Origin of the sequence: Chloracidobacterium thermophilum B, assembly GCF_000226295.1 — a bacterium.
Classification (GTDB): Bacteria; Acidobacteriota; Blastocatellia; order Chloracidobacteriales; family Chloracidobacteriaceae; genus Chloracidobacterium; species Chloracidobacterium thermophilum.
The window spans coordinates 776908-796004 of the sequence record NC_016025.1 but is presented as its reverse complement, the minus strand read 5'-3'; the positions used below and the strand labels follow the sequence as shown (position 1 = coordinate 796004).

Below are 19097 nucleotides of genomic sequence, written 5' to 3'. Positions count from 1 at the left end.
TTTGCTACTCGCCACTACAGTACCTTTGGGCAAAAGGGAACTGCCTCGAAAGAGGGAACGCTTGGGGAGAGATGCACTGCTGCTTTAGAGGGGCAACCTGATGAAGTAAGTGCGCTCGCAGAACCAAGAACAAGAATCCCCTGCCTTTAGGCAGGGGAGTATGTCAATCTAGCGCACGTTACCCATAAGGCGGCGGATGAACGGTGTGAGGGCAAACGCCACCACGGAAACCACGATCCCGGTCGCCGCCACCTGGTAAAACAGCGAACCGACGCTTTCCGGGCGGGTTTCGTCGAAGTGACCGGCAATGAGACCACCAATGTAGTTGCCGAAGGTCGGACCCAGAAACCATATCCCCATCACCAACCCGCTCAGCCGTTCCGGGGCCAGCTTGGTCATCGTACTCAGGCCCACCGGACTCAGGCACAGTTCGCCCACCGTGTGGATGAGATAGACCGCCACCAGCCACCACGGACTCAGCTTGCCGCCGTTGAGAAAGGCCACGCCCACGGCGGCTACAACGAAGCCGACGCCGACCAGCAGGATGCCGACGGAAAACTTGGCCGGGCTGGACGGCTGCCGGTCGCCCCACTGCACCCAGAGCCAGGCGAAGACCGGCGCCAGGAAGATAATGAGGATGGGGTTGAGCGACTGGAAGTAACTCGAAGGAAACGCAAAACCGAAGATGCGGCAGTCCGTCAGCCGGTCGGCATAGAGGTTGAGGCTCGATCCGGCCTGCTCGAAAAGCGCCCAGAACACAATCGAGGCCAGGAAGAAATACACAATGGCCAGCATCCGTTTGAGTTCGTCTTCCGCCAGGGTACGGAGGAAGGAAAACCAGACCAGGGCAATGATGCCGGCAAAAACCAGCGCAATGTAGGCATAGCCGGCCGCATTGCCCAGACGGCCCACAACCAGCCCGTGGAGTTGCTGAAGGCCCGCGACGACGGCAAACAGGGCAAAGGCCACGGCCAGGTATGACGCCAGCCCCTCCCAGACCGGCGTTGTGTTGCCATCTTCGCGCACCGGACGTTCGCCGACGCCTTCCAGGTACTTGAAGCCGACAATGTACTGCACCAGTCCCAGCGTCATCCCGATGCCGGCGGCGGCAAAGCCCCAGTGCCAGCTTGAACTCGGCTGAAAGCCCCAGCCGGCAATGGTGTGTTTCCACGTGTCGGATTGGGCCAGAAAGCCGCAGGCCAGCGGCGCGAGAAAGGCTCCGATGTTGATGCCCATGTAAAAAATCGAGAAACCGGCATCCCGGCGCTGGTCTTCCGGCCGATAGAGCCGTCCGACAATGGCGCTGATGTTGGGCTTCAGAAGACCCGTGCCGAGCACAATCAGCACGAGACCGGTGTAAAAGGCCACTTCCGACTCAAAAGCCATGGAAAAGTGACCGGCGGCAATGATGATGCCGCCAATGAAAACGGCGTATTTCAGACCCAGCAGCCGGTCAGCCGCCCAACCGCCGGGCATAGCCAGCAGATAGACGGCGGAGGTGTACGTGCCATAGACCAGCGCCGCCTGCGCGTTGGAATAGCCCAGCCCGCCGTTTTCGTGGCTGGCCGTCATGTACAAAACGAGGAGCGCCCGCATGCCGTAGTAGCTGAAACGCTCCCACAGTTCCGTAAAAAACAGCGTCATCAGGCCGATGGGATGGCCGAAAAACTGCTTTCCTGACATGACGCCTTCCGGCGTCTCTGCAATGGCAGCCGACATGGTGTGAGCTTCCTTGACGGGAATCGAAATGAATTTGGCTGCGCACAATAACGCATTCACGTCGTTCGTACACGGATGAAATGCATGGCGCGAAAACTTTGGCCGCCGGGCCGGTCTGCCCGGGCCGGTCTGTCCAGGTATGACAGAAAGCTGCCGGCCGCTATCATCGCTTCAACATTTCTGCCGAAACATTTCTGCCGAAGCTGGAGGCTGTGGAAAGGCCATGGAGACCCTGGCAGTACCGAAACTTGACCTGTCGCCCTACGTCCGGGCGCTTGACTGGCTGCCGTCGGTGGAAGTCCGGGGGCGCGTGACGGAACTGGTCGGCCTGCTGGTACGGGCTTCCGTACCGGGTGCCCGCATTGAAGAGCTGTGCCTGATTCGGTCGCCGCACCGGGCGCAGGACCTCAAGGCCGAGGTCGTCGGATTCCGGGGGTCAGAGATCATTCTCATGCCCTTGGGCGAGTTGCAGGATGTCGCCATGGGGGCGGAAGTCATTTCAACCGGTGGCTCGCTCAAGGTCCGGGTGGGTGATGCGCTGCTGGGGCGGGTGCTCGACGGCCTGGGCGAGCCGATGGATGGCAAGGGGCCGATTCCGAATGCCGTGGAGGTGTCCGTCACGGCACGCCCGCCGGACCCGATGAAGCGCCAGCGCGTGACCAGGCGGTTTATGACTGGCGTCCGCGCCATAGATGCTACCCTGACGGTTGGCGAAGGGCAGCGCGTCGGCGTCTTTGCGGCGGCTGGTGTGGGGAAATCCACCCTGCTCGGCATGCTGGCGCGCAATACCGAAGCCGAAGTCAACGTCATCGCGCTCATCGGCGAACGTGGTCGTGAAGTGCGCGACTTCCTTGAACACGACCTTGGCCCGGAAGGTCTCAAACGCTCGGTCATCGTGGTTGCCACTTCAAACGAGCCATCGCTGGTGCGCCTCAAGGCCGCGCACGTGGCCACGGCCATTGCCGAATACTTCCGCGACCAGGGCAAAAAGGTGCTGCTGATGATGGATTCCGTGACGCGCTTTGCGCGCGCGCTGCGCGAAGTCGGTCTCGCCACGGGGGAGCCGCCGGCGCGCGCCGGTTTTCCGCCTTCGGTGTTCAGCGAGTTGCCCAAGCTGCTCGAACGGACGGGCAATTCCCAGCGCGGCTCGATCACGGCGTTTTACACCGTTCTGGTCGAAGGCGATGACATGACGGAACCCATTGCCGACGAAACCCGCTCGATTCTCGACGGGCATATCATTCTCTCGCGGGCGCTGGCGGCGGCCGGGCATTATCCGGCGATTGATGTACGGCACTCGGTGTCGCGCGTCATGACGGCCGTGGCCGACAAGGACCACATCGCCAAGGCCATGAAACTGCGCGACATCCTCGACGCCTACGAGTCGCAGAAGGACCTCATTCTTATCGGGGCCTACAAAAGCGGCAAGGACAAGCGCACCGACTACGCCATTTCCAAAATTGACGCCGTCAACCAGTTTTTGCGCCAGCCCACGAGCGAGAAAGCCGATTTCCAGGACACGCTCAACCGCCTGACAAAGCTGGTTTCCTGACGCAGGAAGGGCGCGCCCGGCCTACGCAACATCGGCCAGAAAGCGGCGCGTTGCGTCCACGACGGCTTCAAACTGGTCGTGGTGAACCCAGTGGCCGGCGTCGGGAATTTCGACGTACTGCATCCGCTCGATCATCTGAAGCTGCGGACTCTGCGCAAGGTTGGCCGCCCAGCTTTTCGCGCCCCGGATGCACAGTACCGGGCATTGCACGGCCGCAAAGAGTTCCCTGGCCAGTTCGGTCGGCAGTCCCAGCGGCGGCAGGTTGCGCAGGTAGGGATCGAACTTCCAGATGAGGCTGCCGTCGGCCGTACGGTTCGTGCCGTAGCGCGTCAGGTGCGCGGCCATGGCATCGGAAAGATGCGGATTGGCTTCCTTCATCCGGGCCGTGGCTTCCTCGATGGAGGCATAGCGGCGCGGCGTCCGGCTTTCGGCGGCCAGCACCCGTTCTGCCCAGGTGCGCAGCCGTTCCGTGTAGGTCTTCGTCCTTGTCGCCGGGGGCGGGCCCCAGCCTTCGATGTTGACGACGGCCGAGACCCGTTCGGGAAACGCGCCGGCGTAGTGCATGGCCACAATGCCGCCCAGCGAGTGCCCGACGATGGCCGCCGGAAACCGCTGCACGACACCGCCGAAGGCCACCAGGTCGAGCATGAACTCCGGGAAAGCGTACATCGCACCTTCCACCCACGCGCTGTCGCCATGGCCGCGCAGGTCAAGGGCATAAACGTGGTACTCGCGGCGGAACTCCCGCGCAAAGTCATCCCAGCTTCGCGCGTGATCCTGCGTGCCGTGGACGAGAATGAGCGGCAGGCGGTCGTCGGGCCCGCCGTAGTCCCAGTAGTGCAGCTTGAGCCGGTGCGAGTGGAAGTAGTGTGACGATGGGTTCAAAGGTTGTTCCATGGATGTTGCGTCAGCGCTGTTCCGGCTGGCCGGAACGGGTCCCGGCCGGTTTTGTTTCGGCTTCCAGCGGTTTGGCCGCCTTGACGTGCTCTTCCAGCCAGGTGTGCATCTCCCAGAGCATGTGCAGGATGGATTCGCGCGCCCGGTAGCCATGGCGTTCGTGAGGCAGCATCACCAGCCGTACTGTCCCGCCAAGGCCCTTGATGGCCTGAAACAGCCGTTCGCTCTGGATGGGGAAGGTGCCGGAGTTGTCGTCGGCTTCGCCGTGAATCAGCAGCAGCGGGTCGCGTATCTGGTCGGCGTAGTTGAACGGCGACATGCGGTGATACACCTCGCGGGCCTGCCAGTAGGTACGCTCTTCGGCCTGAAAGCCAAAGGGGGTGAGCGTCCGGTTGTAAGCGCCGCTGCGGGCAATCCCGGCGCGGAACAGCCGCGAGTGGGCCAGCAGGTTGGCCGTCATGAACGCCCCGTAGGAGTGGCCACCGATGGCGACGCGGTTGGGGTCGGCGACACCGCGCCGGACACATTCATCAATGGCCGCCTTGGCCGAGGCTACGAGCTGCTCGATGTAGGTGTCATTCGGTTCGCGGCCGCCTTCGCCCACGATAGGGAAGGAGGGGTCATCGAGGACGGCATACCCCTGCGTCAGCAGGAAAAGTGGCCCCCAGTAGCTGACACGGACGAACCGGTAGGGCGACCCCTGTACCTGACTGGCGGCCGTGGCGCTGACGAATTCCTGTGGGTAGGCCCACATCATCAGCGGCAGGGGGCCGTCGCGTTGGGGGTCATAGCCGGGCGGCAGGTAGAGCGTTGCCGTCAGATCAACGCCGTCGGCCCGTTTGTAGCGGATTTGCTCTTTCTGGATGCCGATGAGCTGGGGCGTCGGGTGGGGGAAGTCCGTGAGCGCCGTCATCCGGCCTGTCTCCATGTCCCGGATGAAGTAGTTGGGCGGCGCGGTTGGCGACTCGCGCGTGAGCAGAACGCGCGTGGCTGCGGGGTCAAGCAGGGCTACGGGGTTTTCATAGTAGGGCGGTTCTGACCGCCACAGCCGTGTTGTCTGGCCCGTGGCTACCTCGAAGCGATCCAGAAACGGGCGGTCGCCTTCCGGCGAAGCGCCTTCGCCGGTCAGGTAGAGCGTCCTGCCGCCATCAGGCGAAAGCAGGCGGGGTGTGCCATCAGGGGCTGTGGTGGTGAGAAAGTTGCCGGGGTCGGCATAGCGGTCTTCGGTTGAACGTTCAAACACAAGCGTTGGTGCCGCGTCGGGGGCATCCGGTTGGAATCGCCAGGTACGGCGCAGGCGCGTTTTGCGCCAGCCTTCGTAGGCAATGGCCAACTGTCCGCTGTGCCACTGGACGGCCAGAAAACGGTAGGCAAAGCCAAGGCTGGGTGTGGGGGTGCCGGCAAACGGCGCGGACAGGAAGAAGAGACGGTCCCGAATGTCGGCTTTGACGGCCGGGTTGCCCTCATCCTGAGCTTCCACCCAGACGAGCGTGGCCGGGGCATCGCTGCGCCACTGTACGTTGCGGGGGCCTTTGGCAACGGCGTCAAAGCTCGTCGGGATGTCATCCCGCAGCGGCAGGTCGGCAACTTCGCGGACAACGTTCCCGTTTTCGTCCCAGACCTGAATCCGGTTGGGGAAATAGCTTGCCGGCAGGGTGTAGGAATAGGGGCGATGCAGTATCTGCACCAGGAAATACTGCCCGTTGGGTGAGGGCACAGCACTCTGGAAAATGGCCGGGGTGCCGATGGGTTTGGTACGGCCGTTCAGGTCAACCCGGACGAGCTGGGACGTAAGATAGTAGTCAAACAGCGTTTCGTCGTAGGGATTGCGCAGCAGGTCCTGGAAGGTACGGGCGGCCGTGACCCGTCCGCGGTTTTCCTGCACGATGGGTCCGTCCGGCGCGGCTGGCGGTGATGGCGGTGCACCGCGCTTGGCCGGTACGGTTCGGCACAGCAGCGCCTGGCTGTTGGGAAGCCACTGGAAGGGGCGTCCAGCGATGGCGTTGAGCTGGAAATCACCCAGCCGGCGCACGGCGGCCTGTTCGACATCGAGCAGCCACAGTTCGACACGATCAGTCGTGGTGTGGGTCAACGCCAGGAAGCGTTCGTCCGGCGACCAACTGAGGTCGCTCAGGCGCGCCGGGTTGGGAAGTCCGGTCACAGGGCGTTTCGTCCCGTCCGTCAGGCGCACCAGGGTGAGTCCGGTCAGGTAGGACGGTTGGCTGGGGCCGTTGGTCTTTGGGTTGAAGCGGATACCGCCCAGGCGGAGTTCGGGCTGGGCGACTTCGGCAATGGGCGGCAGGGTGGGACGGTCGGCCAGCAGCAGCCAGTTCCGTTGCGGACTCAGCAGAGCCACCGGTGGCAGGGGGGCATCCACCAGGTCGGCGATGGCTTTTGGGGGGGTGCGATAGGGGATTTGGGCGGGTGCTGGAAGCAGGAAAATGCTGCTCAGCCAACCAAGCAGGCAGAGCACAGCGGCCCACTTACGACAGGGAAGCGGTTGATGGTAGGAAGGCATAGCCACACTCATCGGTCGGTGTCATCGCCAACTTCAGGGAGTTCGGCGCAGCCAAAGACGGCTTCAGGGTTGGTGTAATGCTTGAACTCCAGCAGGTTGCCCGACGGGTCTTCCAGAAAGAATGTCCGGTGTTCGGTCGGTTCGCCGGGAAAGCGGACTCGTGGTGGGTGACGGAAGCGTAGCCCCTGCGCTTTTGCCCGTGCTGCAACTTCAGCCCAGGCCGTTTCCGTCGGAAACACCATGCCGAAGTGACGCGGGTAGATGCCGGTCTGTGGCGGCGGTGGCTCATAAACAAGATGGGCGACAAGCTGGTGCCCAAAGAAGTTGAGAATCAGCGCCCGCTCTGAGGTTCGGCCCGGAGTGCAGCCAAGTCCGTCAACATAAAAACGGCGGGTCGCCTCAAGGTCGGTCACAGGGAATGCCAGGTGAAAGCAGGGTGCGTTCAACATAAGCCGTGTTTGGAAAGGTTTTGAAAAGTCTCTGCCGCCTTCTGGGATGGCGTTTTCATCCGGCGGCGTGTTCATCTTAAGCCGCGCGCCAGAGGCGAGACAACCGACGACGGCCAGACCGGGCGCAGTCCCAGGTGCATACAAACCCAACAGAACCTTCCGGTTAGATTATCGTGGGCGGCACATTTCCCTGTGAGGAGCCACGGCTTCGGTTGTCACAGGGATTTTTTCGGGTGCGCTCTTGTCCTGGTTGACGGGCAGGGCGTCGGGAGGTTCTTGCGCTACAACTGCCCGTCCCAGTTGCCGACAAGCGGTATGTCGCCATCCGCGCCATAGACCAGCAGGAAGTCAGCCGTGCCGGGCAGGTTGGTGTTGCGCAGGAAGAACGTCGGCACGCGATAGACGCCGACCGTATCCACGCCATCGCCGTCGAAGTCCCCGACCACAACCTTGTCATCGGGGTTGCCAAAGTTGAACACCAGATCGGCATCGCCGCCCGTGTTGGCATTGCGCAGCAGGAAGGTGTTGCCGCGCACCACGCCAACCGTCGTCGTGCCGTTGCCGTCCCAGTCGCCGACAATCGGGCGGTCGCCTTCCTCGCCATAGACCACGACGATGTCCGGGTTGCCGGCCGTGTTGCTGTTGCGCAGGAAGAACGTCCGCGTCGCCGGGCGATAGACGCCAATGGTCGTCGTGCCATTGCCGTCCCAGTCGCCGGCCAGCGGGATGTCCTCCGCGCCGCCATAGGCAAAGGCAATGTCGGCCACGCCGCTGTCGTTGCTGTTGCGCAGGAAGAACGTGCCGTTGCGGAAGACCCCGACGGTGGTGATGCCGTCGCCGTTCCAGTCGCCGGCCAGGGGCACGTCGCCGTCCGCACCAAACGCGAAAGCCAGGTCGGCGTTGCCCGAAGTGTTCGAGTTGCGCAGGAAAAACTGCCCCCGGCGGAAGATGCCCACGGTGTCGCCCTGTTCACCCCGGGCCCCGTAAGCCCCCAGCGCATTGGAGACACCGCCGCTGCCACGTCCGCCCCAGACGACCATCTGCCGGCGGGTGGCGTCCCAGATCGCCGTGTGGCTGGCGGTCAAATCCGGCGCGCCCTCGGTTTCGACCGGCCGCCAGAAGTCGAACGTCGGGTTGTAGCGTCCGCCGGTGGCGCCGGCGTCACCCCAGACGATCATTTCGCGGCCCGTCCAGACGGCTGTGTGGCCGGAACGCGCCGCCGGTACGCCGTTGGCGGAGGTGGCCGCCCAGGTGTCGGCAGCCGGGTTGTACAGCGCCCCGGAGTTGAACGCCCGGGCGGCGGTGGTCGCCCCGCCCCAGACGATCATCCGGTCGCCCGTCCAGATGGCCGTGTGGTCAAAACGGGCATCCGGCGCGCCGTCCGTCCCGCCGGAGCTGGTCGGATCGGTGCGCGTGGGCGTCCAGGTGTTCGTCGTCGGGTTGTAGCGTCCGCCGGTGCGCAGTTCGGAAAAGCGGTTGTCGGCAAAGGTCACGCCGCCCCAGACGATCATTTCGCTGCCCGTCCAGACGGCCGTGTGCCGGGAGCGCGGCCCGGGGCGACCATCCGCTGCCGTCGCCGCCCACGTATCCGTTGCGGGGTTGTACCGCCCGCCGTTGTCAAAGTAGTTGGTCTCATTGTTGGACGGATTCGTGAAACGTCCGCCCCAGACGATCATTTCACTGCCCGTCCACACGGCGGTGTGTTCTTCCCGTGCCGAGGGGGCATTCGTCAGCGAGGTGGGCGTCCAGGTGTTCGTGACGGGGTTGTAGCGCCCGCCAGCGTTGGTCTGTCCGCCCCAGATGATCATTTCGCTGCCTGTCCACACGGCGGTGTGGCCCACGGGCGGCAGGTTGATCGCCGCGCCGGGCGCGCCCTGGGTGGACGTGGGCAGCCACTGGGCCGTGGCGAGGTTGTAGCGCCCGCCGGTCAGCGTCCGCACACCGGCTGATGCACCGCCCCAGATGATCATTTCCACGCCGGTGTTGACCGCTGTGTGGCCTTCGCGGGCGATCGGAACGGGCGTGGTCGCCGTCGGAAGCCAGGTGTTCGTGAGGGGATCGTAGCGGCCGCCGGTGGCGTCGCCGCCCTGTCCGCCCCAGACAATCATGTACTTCGTGGCGTTCTGGTTCGGTTCGGCGTAGGCATCCGTCCAGATGGCCGTGTGGTTTTCACGTCCCGACGGAGCGCCGACCGTTGTGACCGGCGTCCAGGTGTTCGTCGCCGGGTTGTAGCGTCCACCGTCGTTGAAACGTACGTCGAGCGCCGCCCCGCCCCAGACAATCATTTCCGTGCCGGTCCAGACGGTACTCTGGTTGACGCGGGGCGTCGGCGCGCCAGCCGTGGCAATCGCTGTCCAGGTGTTGTTGGCCGGGTTGTAACGGGCACCGGCCACGGTTGGCGCTGGCGCGCCGGCCACGCTGCCCCAGACGAGAAGTTCCGTTCCCGTCCATACGGCGCTGGGGGTGAACAGTCCGGGGGCATTGGTCGTGCTTGTCGCCGTCCAGGTGTTGTTGCTGGGCGTATAAATGCCGCCGCTGTTGAGGCGGCCGCCGTCGGCGTTGACGCCGCCGAAGACAATCATCGCCGTTCCGGTCGAAACCGCCACGTGGTCGGTCCGCGCCTGTGGTGCGCCCGTCGTGGCCGTGGCGCTCCAGGCGTTGGTTTCGGGGTTATAGACGCCGCCGGTATTGGTTGGGATGGGAACGCTGCCGACAAAGTTGAGGTTGCCGCCCCAGACAACCATCCGCCCGGCCTGCGCCAGCCAGACAGCAACGTGGCTGAACCGGGCGGCCGGTGCGCCGTCGTTGGCCGTGGATGAACTGGGGTCGGTACGGGTCGCCGTCCACTTGTTTTCGACCGGATCGTAGAGTGCGCCGGAGTTGACCGGCGTGCCGCTGACGCCGCCCCAGACAATCATCCGCGTGCCGGTCCACACGGCCGTATGGTTGACCCGTGGCGCTGGCGCGGCATCGGTGGCGCCGATGGCGCTGGGGGCAACGCGCGTCGGCGTCCAGGTGTCGGTAATCGGGTTGTAGCGCCCGCCGGTGTTGAGCGGGCTGCCGCCGCTGAACGTCCCCCGGAAACCGCCCCACACAATCATTTCGACGCCCGTCCAGACTGCCGTATGGCGGAAACGCGCGGACGGGACACCATCGCCGGCATCCTGCGCCCAGCGGTTGTCGTTGCCGGCAATGGCCTTGGGGAGGGCACTTTCCGCCGTGACCGGCAGCCGGAGTTCTGGAAACGACCCGGAGACTGTCGGGATGACGGGGCTGTAGTTGGCCCTGACCTGCGCCCACCAGGTATCGAAGTCCACTTTGCGCCATTCGGCCGTGGCAAGCCGCACCCGGCCGCCTTCAATCGCCTGAAGCTGCTGGACGAAAAACCGCTCGTCGTCTTCACACAGAGGCGTCACCATACCGGGCGCCAGTTTGGCCGGGTGGCTTCCGAAGCGTTCTGCAAGCCGGGCCATTTCGTGTTCCCAGTCCGCGCCGGACACCGGCAGGCGGCGTAGGTCGGCAACCGCGAAGGCTTCAGGCCGGTCACGGCGGATGAACTCGACTTCGGTGCAGACCGCGCCCAGCCGGGAGAGCGTCTCAACCGCGGGCGCGATTTCCAGCGCCTGGCGCACCTGGGCTTCGAGCCGGCCGTGAAACCGCCGGTCACGGGCATAGTCCGCCTGCAACCGCTGTCTGACCAGCACCGGCCGCGCCAGGCATTCGGCAATGGCAATGGGGTCGTTGTCCAGCGCCGCAAACAGCTCCTGCAACACTTCCGGTTGTTTGGAATGGCGCATCATCCGGCTGACTTCGGCATGGAGTTCGGCGGGCGTCGGCGCGTGATGCCAGAGCATGTCCAGCGCGTGCTGCTGGCGCAGTTCGTCTTCGACGAGGGCGCGGAGTTGCGGCTGGGAAAAAAGACGGTCGAAAGCCGGCTTGGGTGTCGTGGCCTCCCAGCGCCGCCGTTTCCAATAGACCTGTTCAATCGCCCGGCGGTAACGCACCCGCTCATCGAGTGTGAGTGTACGCCACTGTGCAGCCCCCGGAAGGGCAAGGGTTGTCGGAGCCGTTCTGGTGTGCGCTGGGGGTTGGGAAGGGCGCAGTGGCCGTGGTGTTCCACTGGACGCCAGCGTGGGCGGGAGAGACAACAGCAACGGATGCAGGCACAACATCAGAACCAGACCGAGACGGGTCAACAGGCGTGAAGACATCAACAAGGTCATCCTTAAGAGCGTCATCCAACGTATTTGGAAGCGATCCCCCACCAGCATTCGCCGTGGCGGCGCGCGAAAACAAGCGCCCATTCTCACCAAGCACCGCTGAAAGGCCAAGTCGAAAGCCAACGTGCCGGTTTCGCCCGGAGCAGGACGTTTCTGACGCTGGCAGGCGGCGTTGCGCAGTCCCGAAGGCAAAAAATTTTGGAAGGCATGTGCCGCCGCTGCCGGTGGGAGCGTCTGAGCGAGGTGAGAACTTTTTTGGGAGACTGTCCTGGACTGACAAGCTGGTGCAACACAATTGCAACTCTTTATGGGTATGAAGTGAAACTCATAAAAAAACAACCCGAAAGCTGGAAAAATCTTATGAACAACCTTGTCAAAAAACTTCCATGTGTGACGCGCCGCATTGCCGACGAAACCCTGTTGATCCCGATTCGCGGGCAGGCGGCTGATCTGGATGCCATCTACGTCCTGAACGACACGGCCGCCTTGCTCTGGTCACAGCTCGATACAACCGGAGACGTAGCTGCGCTCGGCGCGGTGCTCTGTGAGGCTTTCGAGGTGTCACCGGAACAGGCCGCGCAGGATGTCGCTGAATTTCTGGCCGCACTTGAGGAAAGCGGCATTGTCGAGTTTCGCCACGCTGCCAGCTCTGCCGCCTGAGAGGGAAGCCATGGAAAGCATCCCGTATGCAGAACTCAGTCGCCGGTTGCACGAGCGGCTGCTGGCCCAGCGCATCCCGCTGGAAGCCACCTTTGAGGTAAGCCGCCGCTGCCCGCTGGCCTGCCAGCACTGCTACAACAACCTGCCAATGAATGACCACGCCGCCCGGCGGCGCGAGCTTTCGCTGGATGAATACCGGCGGATTTTCGACGAAATTGCCGAAGCCGGAACGCTGTGGGTGCTCTTTACCGGCGGGGAAATTTTTGCGCGCCGGGACTTTCTGGACATCTACACCGAAGCCAGGCGCCGGGGCTTCATCATCACGCTGTTTACCAACGGCACACTGCTGACGCCGCGCATTGCCGACTATCTGGCCGAATGGCGTCCCTTTGCCATCGAGATCACGCTCTACGGCCACACCCGCGAAACCTATGAGCGGCTGACCCGCGTGCCCGGCTCCTACGACCGCTGTCACCAGGGCATCCGCCTGCTGCTTGAACGCCGGCTGCCGCTCAAGCTCAAGACCGTCGGCACAACCATCACCAGAGATGAAATCTTCGCCATGCGCGATTTTGCCGAAAGTCTGGGCGTGCCGTTCAAGTTCGACAGCATGATCAACCCACGGGTTGACTGTTCGCAGTCGCCACTGGAAGTGCGCCTGACGCCCGAAGAAGTCGTCGAGCTGGACCTGCGCGATCCGCGCCGTATGACCGCCTGGCGCGACCTCAACGACCGCTACCGGACGGCTGCCGTGGCCCCATACGTTTCCAACACCGTCTATGACTGCGGCGGCGGCGTTGGTTCCTTTGCCGTGAACCCGTACGGCGAGATGTCCATCTGTGTGCTGTCGCAGGTGGACACCTACGACCTGCGCCAGGGCAGTTTCCGCGAGGGCTGGGAGCAGTTTCTGCGGCGGGTGCGCCTTCAGACCCGAACCCGTCCGGCCAAGTGCACAAGCTGCGAAATCCGCCTCATGTGCACGAGCTGCGCCGCTGTCAACGAACTGGAAAACGGCGACAAGGAAGCCGCTGTGGATTTCTTCTGCCGGACGAATCATCTGCGCGCCTACCTGCTTGGGCTTGATCTGAAGCCCAACCCGCTGTGCGAGTACCGTCCGGGAAGCGAGCGTTACGAGGACATCCAGGCTTCTGTGGCAGCTTTGCGCGCCCGGGCGCAGGAACTGGGTGTCGAACTGACTTTCCAATCCCGCCGGGCCTTGCCGGTACTTCAGGCACGTCCCGTTGTAGCAGAACCCACACCATAACGTTCCAACCATGCTTATCCGTTTCCCACGACCGAAAGGACCGCATTCCATGACAGAACCGCATTCACCATCCACATCAGCTTCGGGGGTGCCGGAAAAGCCGGCGCGGCGTCCCTACACCAAACCATCCATCGTCCGGGTCGAGTTGCGCGCTGAAGAAGCCGTACTGGGGGCCTGCAAGACCACCAGCACCGCCGGACCGTCCAATGCTCAATGTACGACCCTCGCATGTAGCTCCATTGCTTCCTGAACGCCTCTGTTCCCGGCAAACCCGGTTGATGATTGGCGGGCTGCGGCTGGCCGTGGACGCCAGGGGCCTCGGCTTGCCCATGCACATCAGCGGCCCGACCGCGCGCTTTGTTGTACCGTGGGAGGACGCGCCGGCAGACGCGGCGATCCGCGTTGGCTGGCTGGATGAGGCGGCGCTGCCGGAGCCGATGGAACTGGTCTTTGCCTCCGGCGGGATGTGGACGCTGTACCGGGCCGCCGGTGGGTATCGCTACGACATTGCCGCGCCGGTGTTCGGCCCTGAACCCTACCGCATTGCTTGGTTTGACCCGGCCTACCAGACCGGCTGCATCTGGTATCGCCGCCTGCCGGCCGTCATCGCCGCCATGCAGTCGCCGCTGGAATATCCCGTGGATGAACTGCTGGTGACAAACCTGCTGGCGCGTGGGCAGGGTGTCGAACTCCACGCCTGCGCCGTGGTGGATACGGACGGGCGCGGGTTCCTCTTTGTCGGGCAGTCGGGTGACGGCAAGACCACAACCGCCCGGCTCTGGACGCGGGCCGGGGCGACGGTGCTCAGTGATGACCGGGTCATCGTCCGCCAGTGCGATGGGCAGTGGCTGATGTTTGGAACGCCGTGGCACGGGGAAGGCGAGTTTGCCGCGCCGGCTGCCGCGCCTCTCAACGCCCTGTTCATTTTGTGCAAGGGCGCCGAAGACGCGGCCCGCCCGCTACCACCGGGGCTGGCGGCGGCCCGGCTGTTTGCCCGCGCTTTTCCACCTTTTTATGACGCCGCGGCGCTCGATTTCACGGTTGGTTTTCTGGAGCGGCTGGTGACGGCCGTTCCCTGTTACGAACTCGTGTTTCGTCCGACGCCGGCCGTTGTGGACTACGTACGGAGGATGCAGCCGTGACCAACGCCGGCTGGACAACGCTGGTCCGAAGTCTTCTGGCGCAGGGACTGCCGGTGCGGTTCACCGCGCCGGGGCGCAGCATGGCGCCGACCATTGCCGACGGCGAGACGATTACCGTCCGGCCGCTGGGCGCCGATGAGCAGCCGGGGCGTGGGGAAATCGTTCTGGCGCAGGTGGACGGCCGGCTGATTGCGCATCGCATCATCGCAGTTCGTTCCGCTGCTGATGACACGTGGTTTGTACTGCGCGGCGACGCCCAGGGGCAGGCAACCGATGTTGTGCCGCGCCGGGCCATTCTGGGGCGCGTGCTGTTGCCGCCACGTTCCTGCCGCGCACGGCTGGCCGGGGCCGTCCGGCGGTTCGGGCAGCGTTGTGCGCGGTGGAAGTTCTTTTTGAAGCCTGTATTGGAGAAGACGCCATGAAACCGCAGATGAATAGGACTCGTTTTTGGGCCACAGTCAGACCGCTTTACGTGCTGGTGCTGGTTGGGTTACTGGCAGGGGTGGTGCCGCCGGTGGTCAGGCGGCCGGAAGTGCGGGCGGCCAGAACCCCGCTCAACGCGCAGATGATCACCGTCCGCGACAGCGGCGCACCCTTGGGAAATGGTGATTTTGTGGGCTGTTCGGCTTCGCCGGGTCTCAACACGTACTACTCGGTGTTCATCGAGGTGCCGAGCGGCACTTCGCGGCTGACGATTGACATTTACGACGCTGACTATGGTTCGACAGGCGGGCCGTCCGGGGTGAACCGTTTTGACAACCGGGTGGGGAACATAACAACAAACTACTCCCTGTTTGATCCCGCCGGTACATCCATCCCTCTCAATACTTCCCTGAGCGGTACAGGGCTGAACTTCACCCAGGGTGACAACTCGGCCGTGGGCACGAACGGCCCCGACACCAGAGCCGCCAACGACCAGTGGAAGAACTTCTTCACGAGGGAAAATCCGGCAGCCGGCCACTGGGAACTGCGCATCATCCAGCCCGGTGGAGGTGATAGCGGCGTCAATCCCTTCGGGGTGGCGGCGCACACGCTTGATCCCGGGGCCAACCGGGATCAGAACCTGGGCGGCCCCACGACCGGTCGCGGGCTGAACATGTACTTTGATCCGGGCATCCATCTTGGTCCGCAGAATACTGAGCGCCAACCTCCCATTACGTGGAACTACTACCCCTACATCACCAGCGGTTGTACGTGCCGCGCCAACGACTTTGACTGGGATGCCAACATCGGCGGTACCGGCACGATTGCCTTCACGAGCCGGACCGGGAGCCAAACCTTCAACACCACGACGGTCTCCGGGGCAACGGTGTGGGGAAGCTTTGAGGTTGGTCCCTGGACGACCAGCGTCAGCGCCGTGGACTACGGTATCTGGCGCAACAACATCACCATCAGCGCCTCCGGCAACAACCACATCACCTACTACATTGGCAACCACGCTGCCGCCGTGCCCTCCGGCAACGGCAGCGCGGCTATCCCCAACACGACGGTCTGGCGGCAGGGGGACAAGTTCCGGGTTTACTTTCCGGGCGATGCGGGGGCCACAACCGCACCACTCAAGCCCTACATGACGCAGCGCCTGTTTCACATTGGCAATCCGGGGAATGGTCCGAACCCACCGTGTAACAGTCCTCAGACGACCTTCTACCGGGTGCGGGTGGACATCGTCAACCCGACCGATCATGACATCGTGCTGGACGGCACGACCATCACCGGTCCGGTTTTCGGCACACGGACGCGGCAGGTGGTGGCAAACCTTCCTGGTGTGCCGGAAGTTGCCTATGTCAACGACTCCACCTACGGTGGGGCGCAGGTAACCCAGGGGACGTTTACCCAGCCGGCCGACGGCGCCACTTCGGGGAGCATCACTTGGACGCCCGACACAATTGCCGCCAACAGCGCCGCTTCGCTGTACTACGTCATCCGGGTTTCACCAACCACAGGCTCACCCTGTGTGATGAATGTCACGGGGACGCCGGGCGGGACGCCGGAAGGCACAACGGCCGTCTGGCGGGATGAGACCGGCAACACGACCCAGGAGCGGGCCACCTACACCTTTGGTCCGCTCTGCGAGCTGGCCGTGAACCGGAATGGCGCTTGCGCTGGCTGTACAGACAGTTCGCCACCACCGACCCCCACAAAAGTTGACCTGACCGGTTTCGAGGCGACGCGCTACGCGACCGGCGACGTGCTGGTGCAGTGGGCGACGGGTTACGAAAGCGCGCATTTGGGCTTTCACCTCTGGCGCGAACGCGACGGGCGGCGTGAGCGCCTGACGCCGGAACTCATTGCCGGCAGTGCCCTGCTGACCAGTGATGCCCTGACGGCCGGGCAACGCTACACGTGGCGCGATGAAACGGCGCGGCTGGTAAAGGGCAGCGCCATCTACTGGCTGGAAGCTTACGATCTGGATGGTTCGCGGCAGTGGTACGGCCCTGTCACCCTGCGCCAGACGCGCGAGGCTGTGCCGCTGGCGTTGCTGAAGAACTCGCCGTTGCTGGGACACAGCACGTCCCGGCTGGGGCGGCAGATTGAGGATGATGCCGCACCGGCGGGTGCCGAACTGACCGGCAGCAAGGAGGCTTCCCGGTACAAGGCCGGGGCTGGCGTCGGGCTGGAGCCGCCGGGCGATTTGGAGATGCAGCAGTGGCTGGCGGCGCAGCCGGCGGTCAAGCTGCGGGTGACACGGACGGGGTGGCAGCGGGTGACGTTTGGGGCGCTGGCGGCGGCGGGGCTGTCGCCGACGGCTGATCGGGAGCGGCTGCAACTGTATGCCCACGGGCGGCAGGTGCCGCTGCGGGTGACGGCTGAGGGCATCGAGTTTTACGGCGTGGCCGACGACACGCCGGACAGCGGCGAGCGGGTGTATTGGCTGATTGAGGGGCGGACACCGGGCAACCGGGTGGGGCCGGGCGCTGGCGCGCCCATGCTGCGCCCGACATTGCAGCACTTCCGCTCGCGGGTGACGCGCGCCGACAAGACCATCTACTTTGCGGCGCTGCTCAACGGCGACGAGGACAACTTCTTCGGCAGTGTCGTCACCAACAGCCCCGTAGCGCAGGACATCGTGGTACGTGATCCGGCGACGGCGAGCGGCGAGCCGGCGCAGGTGAGCGTCGAGCTGCAGGGCGTCTCGCTCGGCGCGCACACGGTGAACGTCTTGTGGAACGGGCAGCCGCTTGGCGCGGTGACGTACACCGGGCGGAGTGTGGGGCAGGCGACGTGGACCGTGCCGGCCGAACAGGTCATCAACGGTGCGAATACCGTGACGCTTCAGGCGTCGGAAGCCGGGGATGTCAACCTGGTCAAGACGCTGACGGTCGAGTATGCCCGGCAGCTTCAGGCGGCGGATGACCGGCTGCTGGTTCACGTACCACGCACGGGCGGGCGGCACACGCTGCAGGTGACAGGCTTTACGGCTCCGGCTGTTGCCTTTGACATCACGCAGCCGGAGGCGCCGGTGCAGCTTCCGGTGCGGATGATGGGGCAGACGGCGATGCTGGGGGCCGCGGCAGGGCGGGACATCCTGCTGACGACAACGGGGGCGATGTGGTCGCCGCAGGTGGAAGCCAACACACCTTCAGCCTGGCATCGCACGGACGTGGCGGCGGATTTTGTCATTCTCACCCACGGCGCTTTCCGCCCGGCTGCCGAACGGCTGGCCCGGACGCGGCAGGCAGAAGGGCTGCGGACGGTCGTCGTGGACATCACGGATGTCTATGACGAGTGGGGCTATGGCGCGCCCTCTACGGCCGCGGTGCGGGCGTTTCTGGAGACGGCGGCTTTGCGCTGGGCGCGGCCGGCGCGGTATGCGCTGCTGGTGGGGAATGCGACGTTTGACCCGCGCGACTATCTGGGCTTTGGCGGGCACTTCATCCCGACGAAGCTGCTGGCGGTCGGCACGCTGGAAACGGCCGTGGACGACTGGTTTGGCGACTTTGGCGGGACGGGACTGGCGCAGTTGGCGATTGGGCGGTTGCCGGTCAGGACGCCAGCCGAAGCGGAGATTGTCATCGGCAAGATACTGACCTATGAGCAGGCCGGTGCGGCCGACTGGAAGCAGCGGGTGGTGGTCGTGGCGGACAATCCTGACGCCGGTGGCGATTTTGACCAGGCGGCGACAGACATCATCGGTCTGGCGCCCGATCCGGCGCAGGTGACGCCCATCCGGCTGAGTGTGCTGGGCGCGGCCGGGGCGCGGGCGGCCGTGCTGGCGGGCTTCAACAGCGGAGCCGGGCTGGTCAACTACGTTGGGCACGGTTCAACCCAGAACTGGGCGGCCGAGAACCTTCTGACCAGCGCCGATGCGGCCGGGCTGATGAACACGGGGCAGCCGGCGATTGTCGTCGGGATGACCTGCCTGAACGGTCTTCACCACGACCTGTACACGACCAGCCTGGGCAAGGCGCTGGTGCTGGCGCCGGGCGGGGCGGTGGCGACGTGGACGTCGTCGTCGCTGACGGTCAGCCCTGACCAGCACGGGGCGAATGTGGGGCTGCTCGATGCCCTGTACGGGCTGGAGCCGGCCGCGCGTCTGGGCGATGCCATCCGGCGTGCGAAGCTGGGGACGAACAGCCTGGAAGTCCGGCGGTCGTGGACGCTGTTGGGCGACCCGACGCTGCGCGTGCGGGAGATACCCCGGCGGTAGCACGACCGGCTGTGGCAAGGCTTCCATT

The 19097-nt window shown here is 64.5% G+C and carries 12 protein-coding genes; 7 read left to right on the top strand and 5 right to left on the bottom strand.

All coding sequences use genetic code 11. The annotated features are described in order from the left end of the window. Positions 1–168: 168 nt before the first annotated feature. Positions 169–1719: a peptide MFS transporter gene (locus CABTHER_RS14335; RefSeq protein WP_041570023.1), complete on the bottom strand. Its 1551-nt coding sequence runs from the start codon at positions 1717–1719 to the stop codon at positions 169–171. A 223-nt stretch (positions 1720–1942) separates the two neighbouring features. On the opposite strand from CABTHER_RS14335, the gene sctN reads away from it, so the two are divergent. Beyond that, on the top strand, positions 1943–3271 hold the full coding sequence (gene sctN / locus CABTHER_RS14330) for a type III secretion system ATPase SctN (protein WP_014101393.1): 1329 nt from the start codon (positions 1943–1945) through the stop codon (positions 3269–3271). A gap of 21 nt (positions 3272–3292) precedes the next feature. Here sctN and CABTHER_RS14325 read toward each other — a convergent pair whose 3' ends face one another. From CABTHER_RS14325 to CABTHER_RS14310, 4 genes are all read right to left on the bottom strand, one after another. Further along, positions 3293–4168: an alpha/beta fold hydrolase gene (locus CABTHER_RS14325; protein WP_014101392.1), complete on the bottom strand. Its 876-nt coding sequence runs from the start codon at positions 4166–4168 to the stop codon at positions 3293–3295. A gap of 10 nt (positions 4169–4178) precedes the next feature. Continuing rightward, on the bottom strand, positions 4179–6686 hold the full coding sequence (locus CABTHER_RS14320) for a S9 family peptidase (RefSeq protein WP_148264132.1): 2508 nt from the start codon (positions 6684–6686) through the stop codon (positions 4179–4181). Positions 6687–6694: 8 nt separating this feature from the next. Further along, a complete protein-coding gene (locus CABTHER_RS14315) occupies positions 6695–7135 on the bottom strand; it encodes a VOC family protein (RefSeq protein WP_335334125.1) in 441 nt (146 codons plus the stop codon). A gap of 281 nt (positions 7136–7416) precedes the next feature. Then, positions 7417–11346: a Kelch repeat-containing protein gene (locus tag CABTHER_RS14310; protein WP_187288453.1), complete on the bottom strand. Its 3930-nt coding sequence runs from the start codon at positions 11344–11346 to the stop codon at positions 7417–7419. A 369-nt stretch (positions 11347–11715) separates the two neighbouring features. Here CABTHER_RS14310 and CABTHER_RS16840 point away from each other — a divergent pair, with 369 nt between their 5' ends. The 6 genes from CABTHER_RS16840 to CABTHER_RS14285 are packed head-to-tail and all read left to right on the top strand — an operon-like array spanning position 11716 to position 19069. Further along, positions 11716–12015, top strand: coding sequence for a PqqD family protein (locus CABTHER_RS16840; RefSeq protein ID WP_014101388.1), 300 nt, complete (start codon positions 11716–11718; stop codon positions 12013–12015). A gap of 10 nt (positions 12016–12025) precedes the next feature. Beyond that, entirely contained in the window at positions 12026–13279 is a 1254-nt protein-coding gene (locus CABTHER_RS16285; protein ID WP_014101387.1) for a radical SAM/SPASM domain-containing protein, read from the top strand. Positions 13280–13328: 49 nt separating this feature from the next. After that, on the top strand, positions 13329–13529 hold the full coding sequence (locus CABTHER_RS17120) for a hypothetical protein (RefSeq protein ID WP_148264129.1): 201 nt from the start codon (positions 13329–13331) through the stop codon (positions 13527–13529). Then, positions 13519–14421, top strand: coding sequence for a phosphoenolpyruvate carboxykinase (ATP) (locus tag CABTHER_RS14295; protein ID WP_212770370.1), 903 nt, complete (start codon positions 13519–13521; stop codon positions 14419–14421). The genes CABTHER_RS17120 and CABTHER_RS14295 overlap by 11 nt, the downstream gene beginning before the upstream one ends. Beyond that, complete coding sequence (locus CABTHER_RS14290) at positions 14418–14843, top strand: S26 family signal peptidase (RefSeq protein ID WP_014101385.1); 426 nt, start codon at positions 14418–14420, stop codon at positions 14841–14843. Before CABTHER_RS14295 ends, CABTHER_RS14290 begins: the two co-directional genes overlap by 4 nt. A gap of 8 nt (positions 14844–14851) precedes the next feature. After that, complete coding sequence (locus CABTHER_RS14285) at positions 14852–19069, top strand: C25 family cysteine peptidase (protein WP_148264128.1); 4218 nt, start codon at positions 14852–14854, stop codon at positions 19067–19069. Positions 19070–19097: the final 28 nt, after the last annotated feature.

Coding starts and splice junctions, on each gene's coding strand:
- CABTHER_RS14335 (WP_041570023.1), bottom strand. CDS start 1,719: ATGTCGGCTGCCATTGCAGAGACGCCGGAAGGCGTCATGTCAGGAAAG.
- sctN (WP_014101393.1), top strand. CDS start 1,943: ATGGAGACCCTGGCAGTACCGAAACTTGACCTGTCGCCCTACGTCCGG.
- CABTHER_RS14325 (WP_014101392.1), bottom strand. CDS start 4,168: ATGGAACAACCTTTGAACCCATCGTCACACTACTTCCACTCGCACCGG.
- CABTHER_RS14320 (WP_148264132.1), bottom strand. CDS start 6,686: ATGCCTTCCTACCATCAACCGCTTCCCTGTCGTAAGTGGGCCGCTGTG.
- CABTHER_RS14315 (WP_335334125.1), bottom strand. CDS start 7,135: ATGTTGAACGCACCCTGCTTTCACCTGGCATTCCCTGTGACCGACCTT.
- CABTHER_RS14310 (WP_187288453.1), bottom strand. CDS start 11,346: ATGTCTTCACGCCTGTTGACCCGTCTCGGTCTGGTTCTGATGTTGTGC.
- CABTHER_RS16840 (WP_014101388.1), top strand. CDS start 11,716: ATGAACAACCTTGTCAAAAAACTTCCATGTGTGACGCGCCGCATTGCC.
- CABTHER_RS16285 (WP_014101387.1), top strand. CDS start 12,026: ATGGAAAGCATCCCGTATGCAGAACTCAGTCGCCGGTTGCACGAGCGG.
- CABTHER_RS17120 (WP_148264129.1), top strand. CDS start 13,329: ATGACAGAACCGCATTCACCATCCACATCAGCTTCGGGGGTGCCGGAA.
- CABTHER_RS14285 (WP_148264128.1), top strand. CDS start 14,852: ATGAATAGGACTCGTTTTTGGGCCACAGTCAGACCGCTTTACGTGCTG.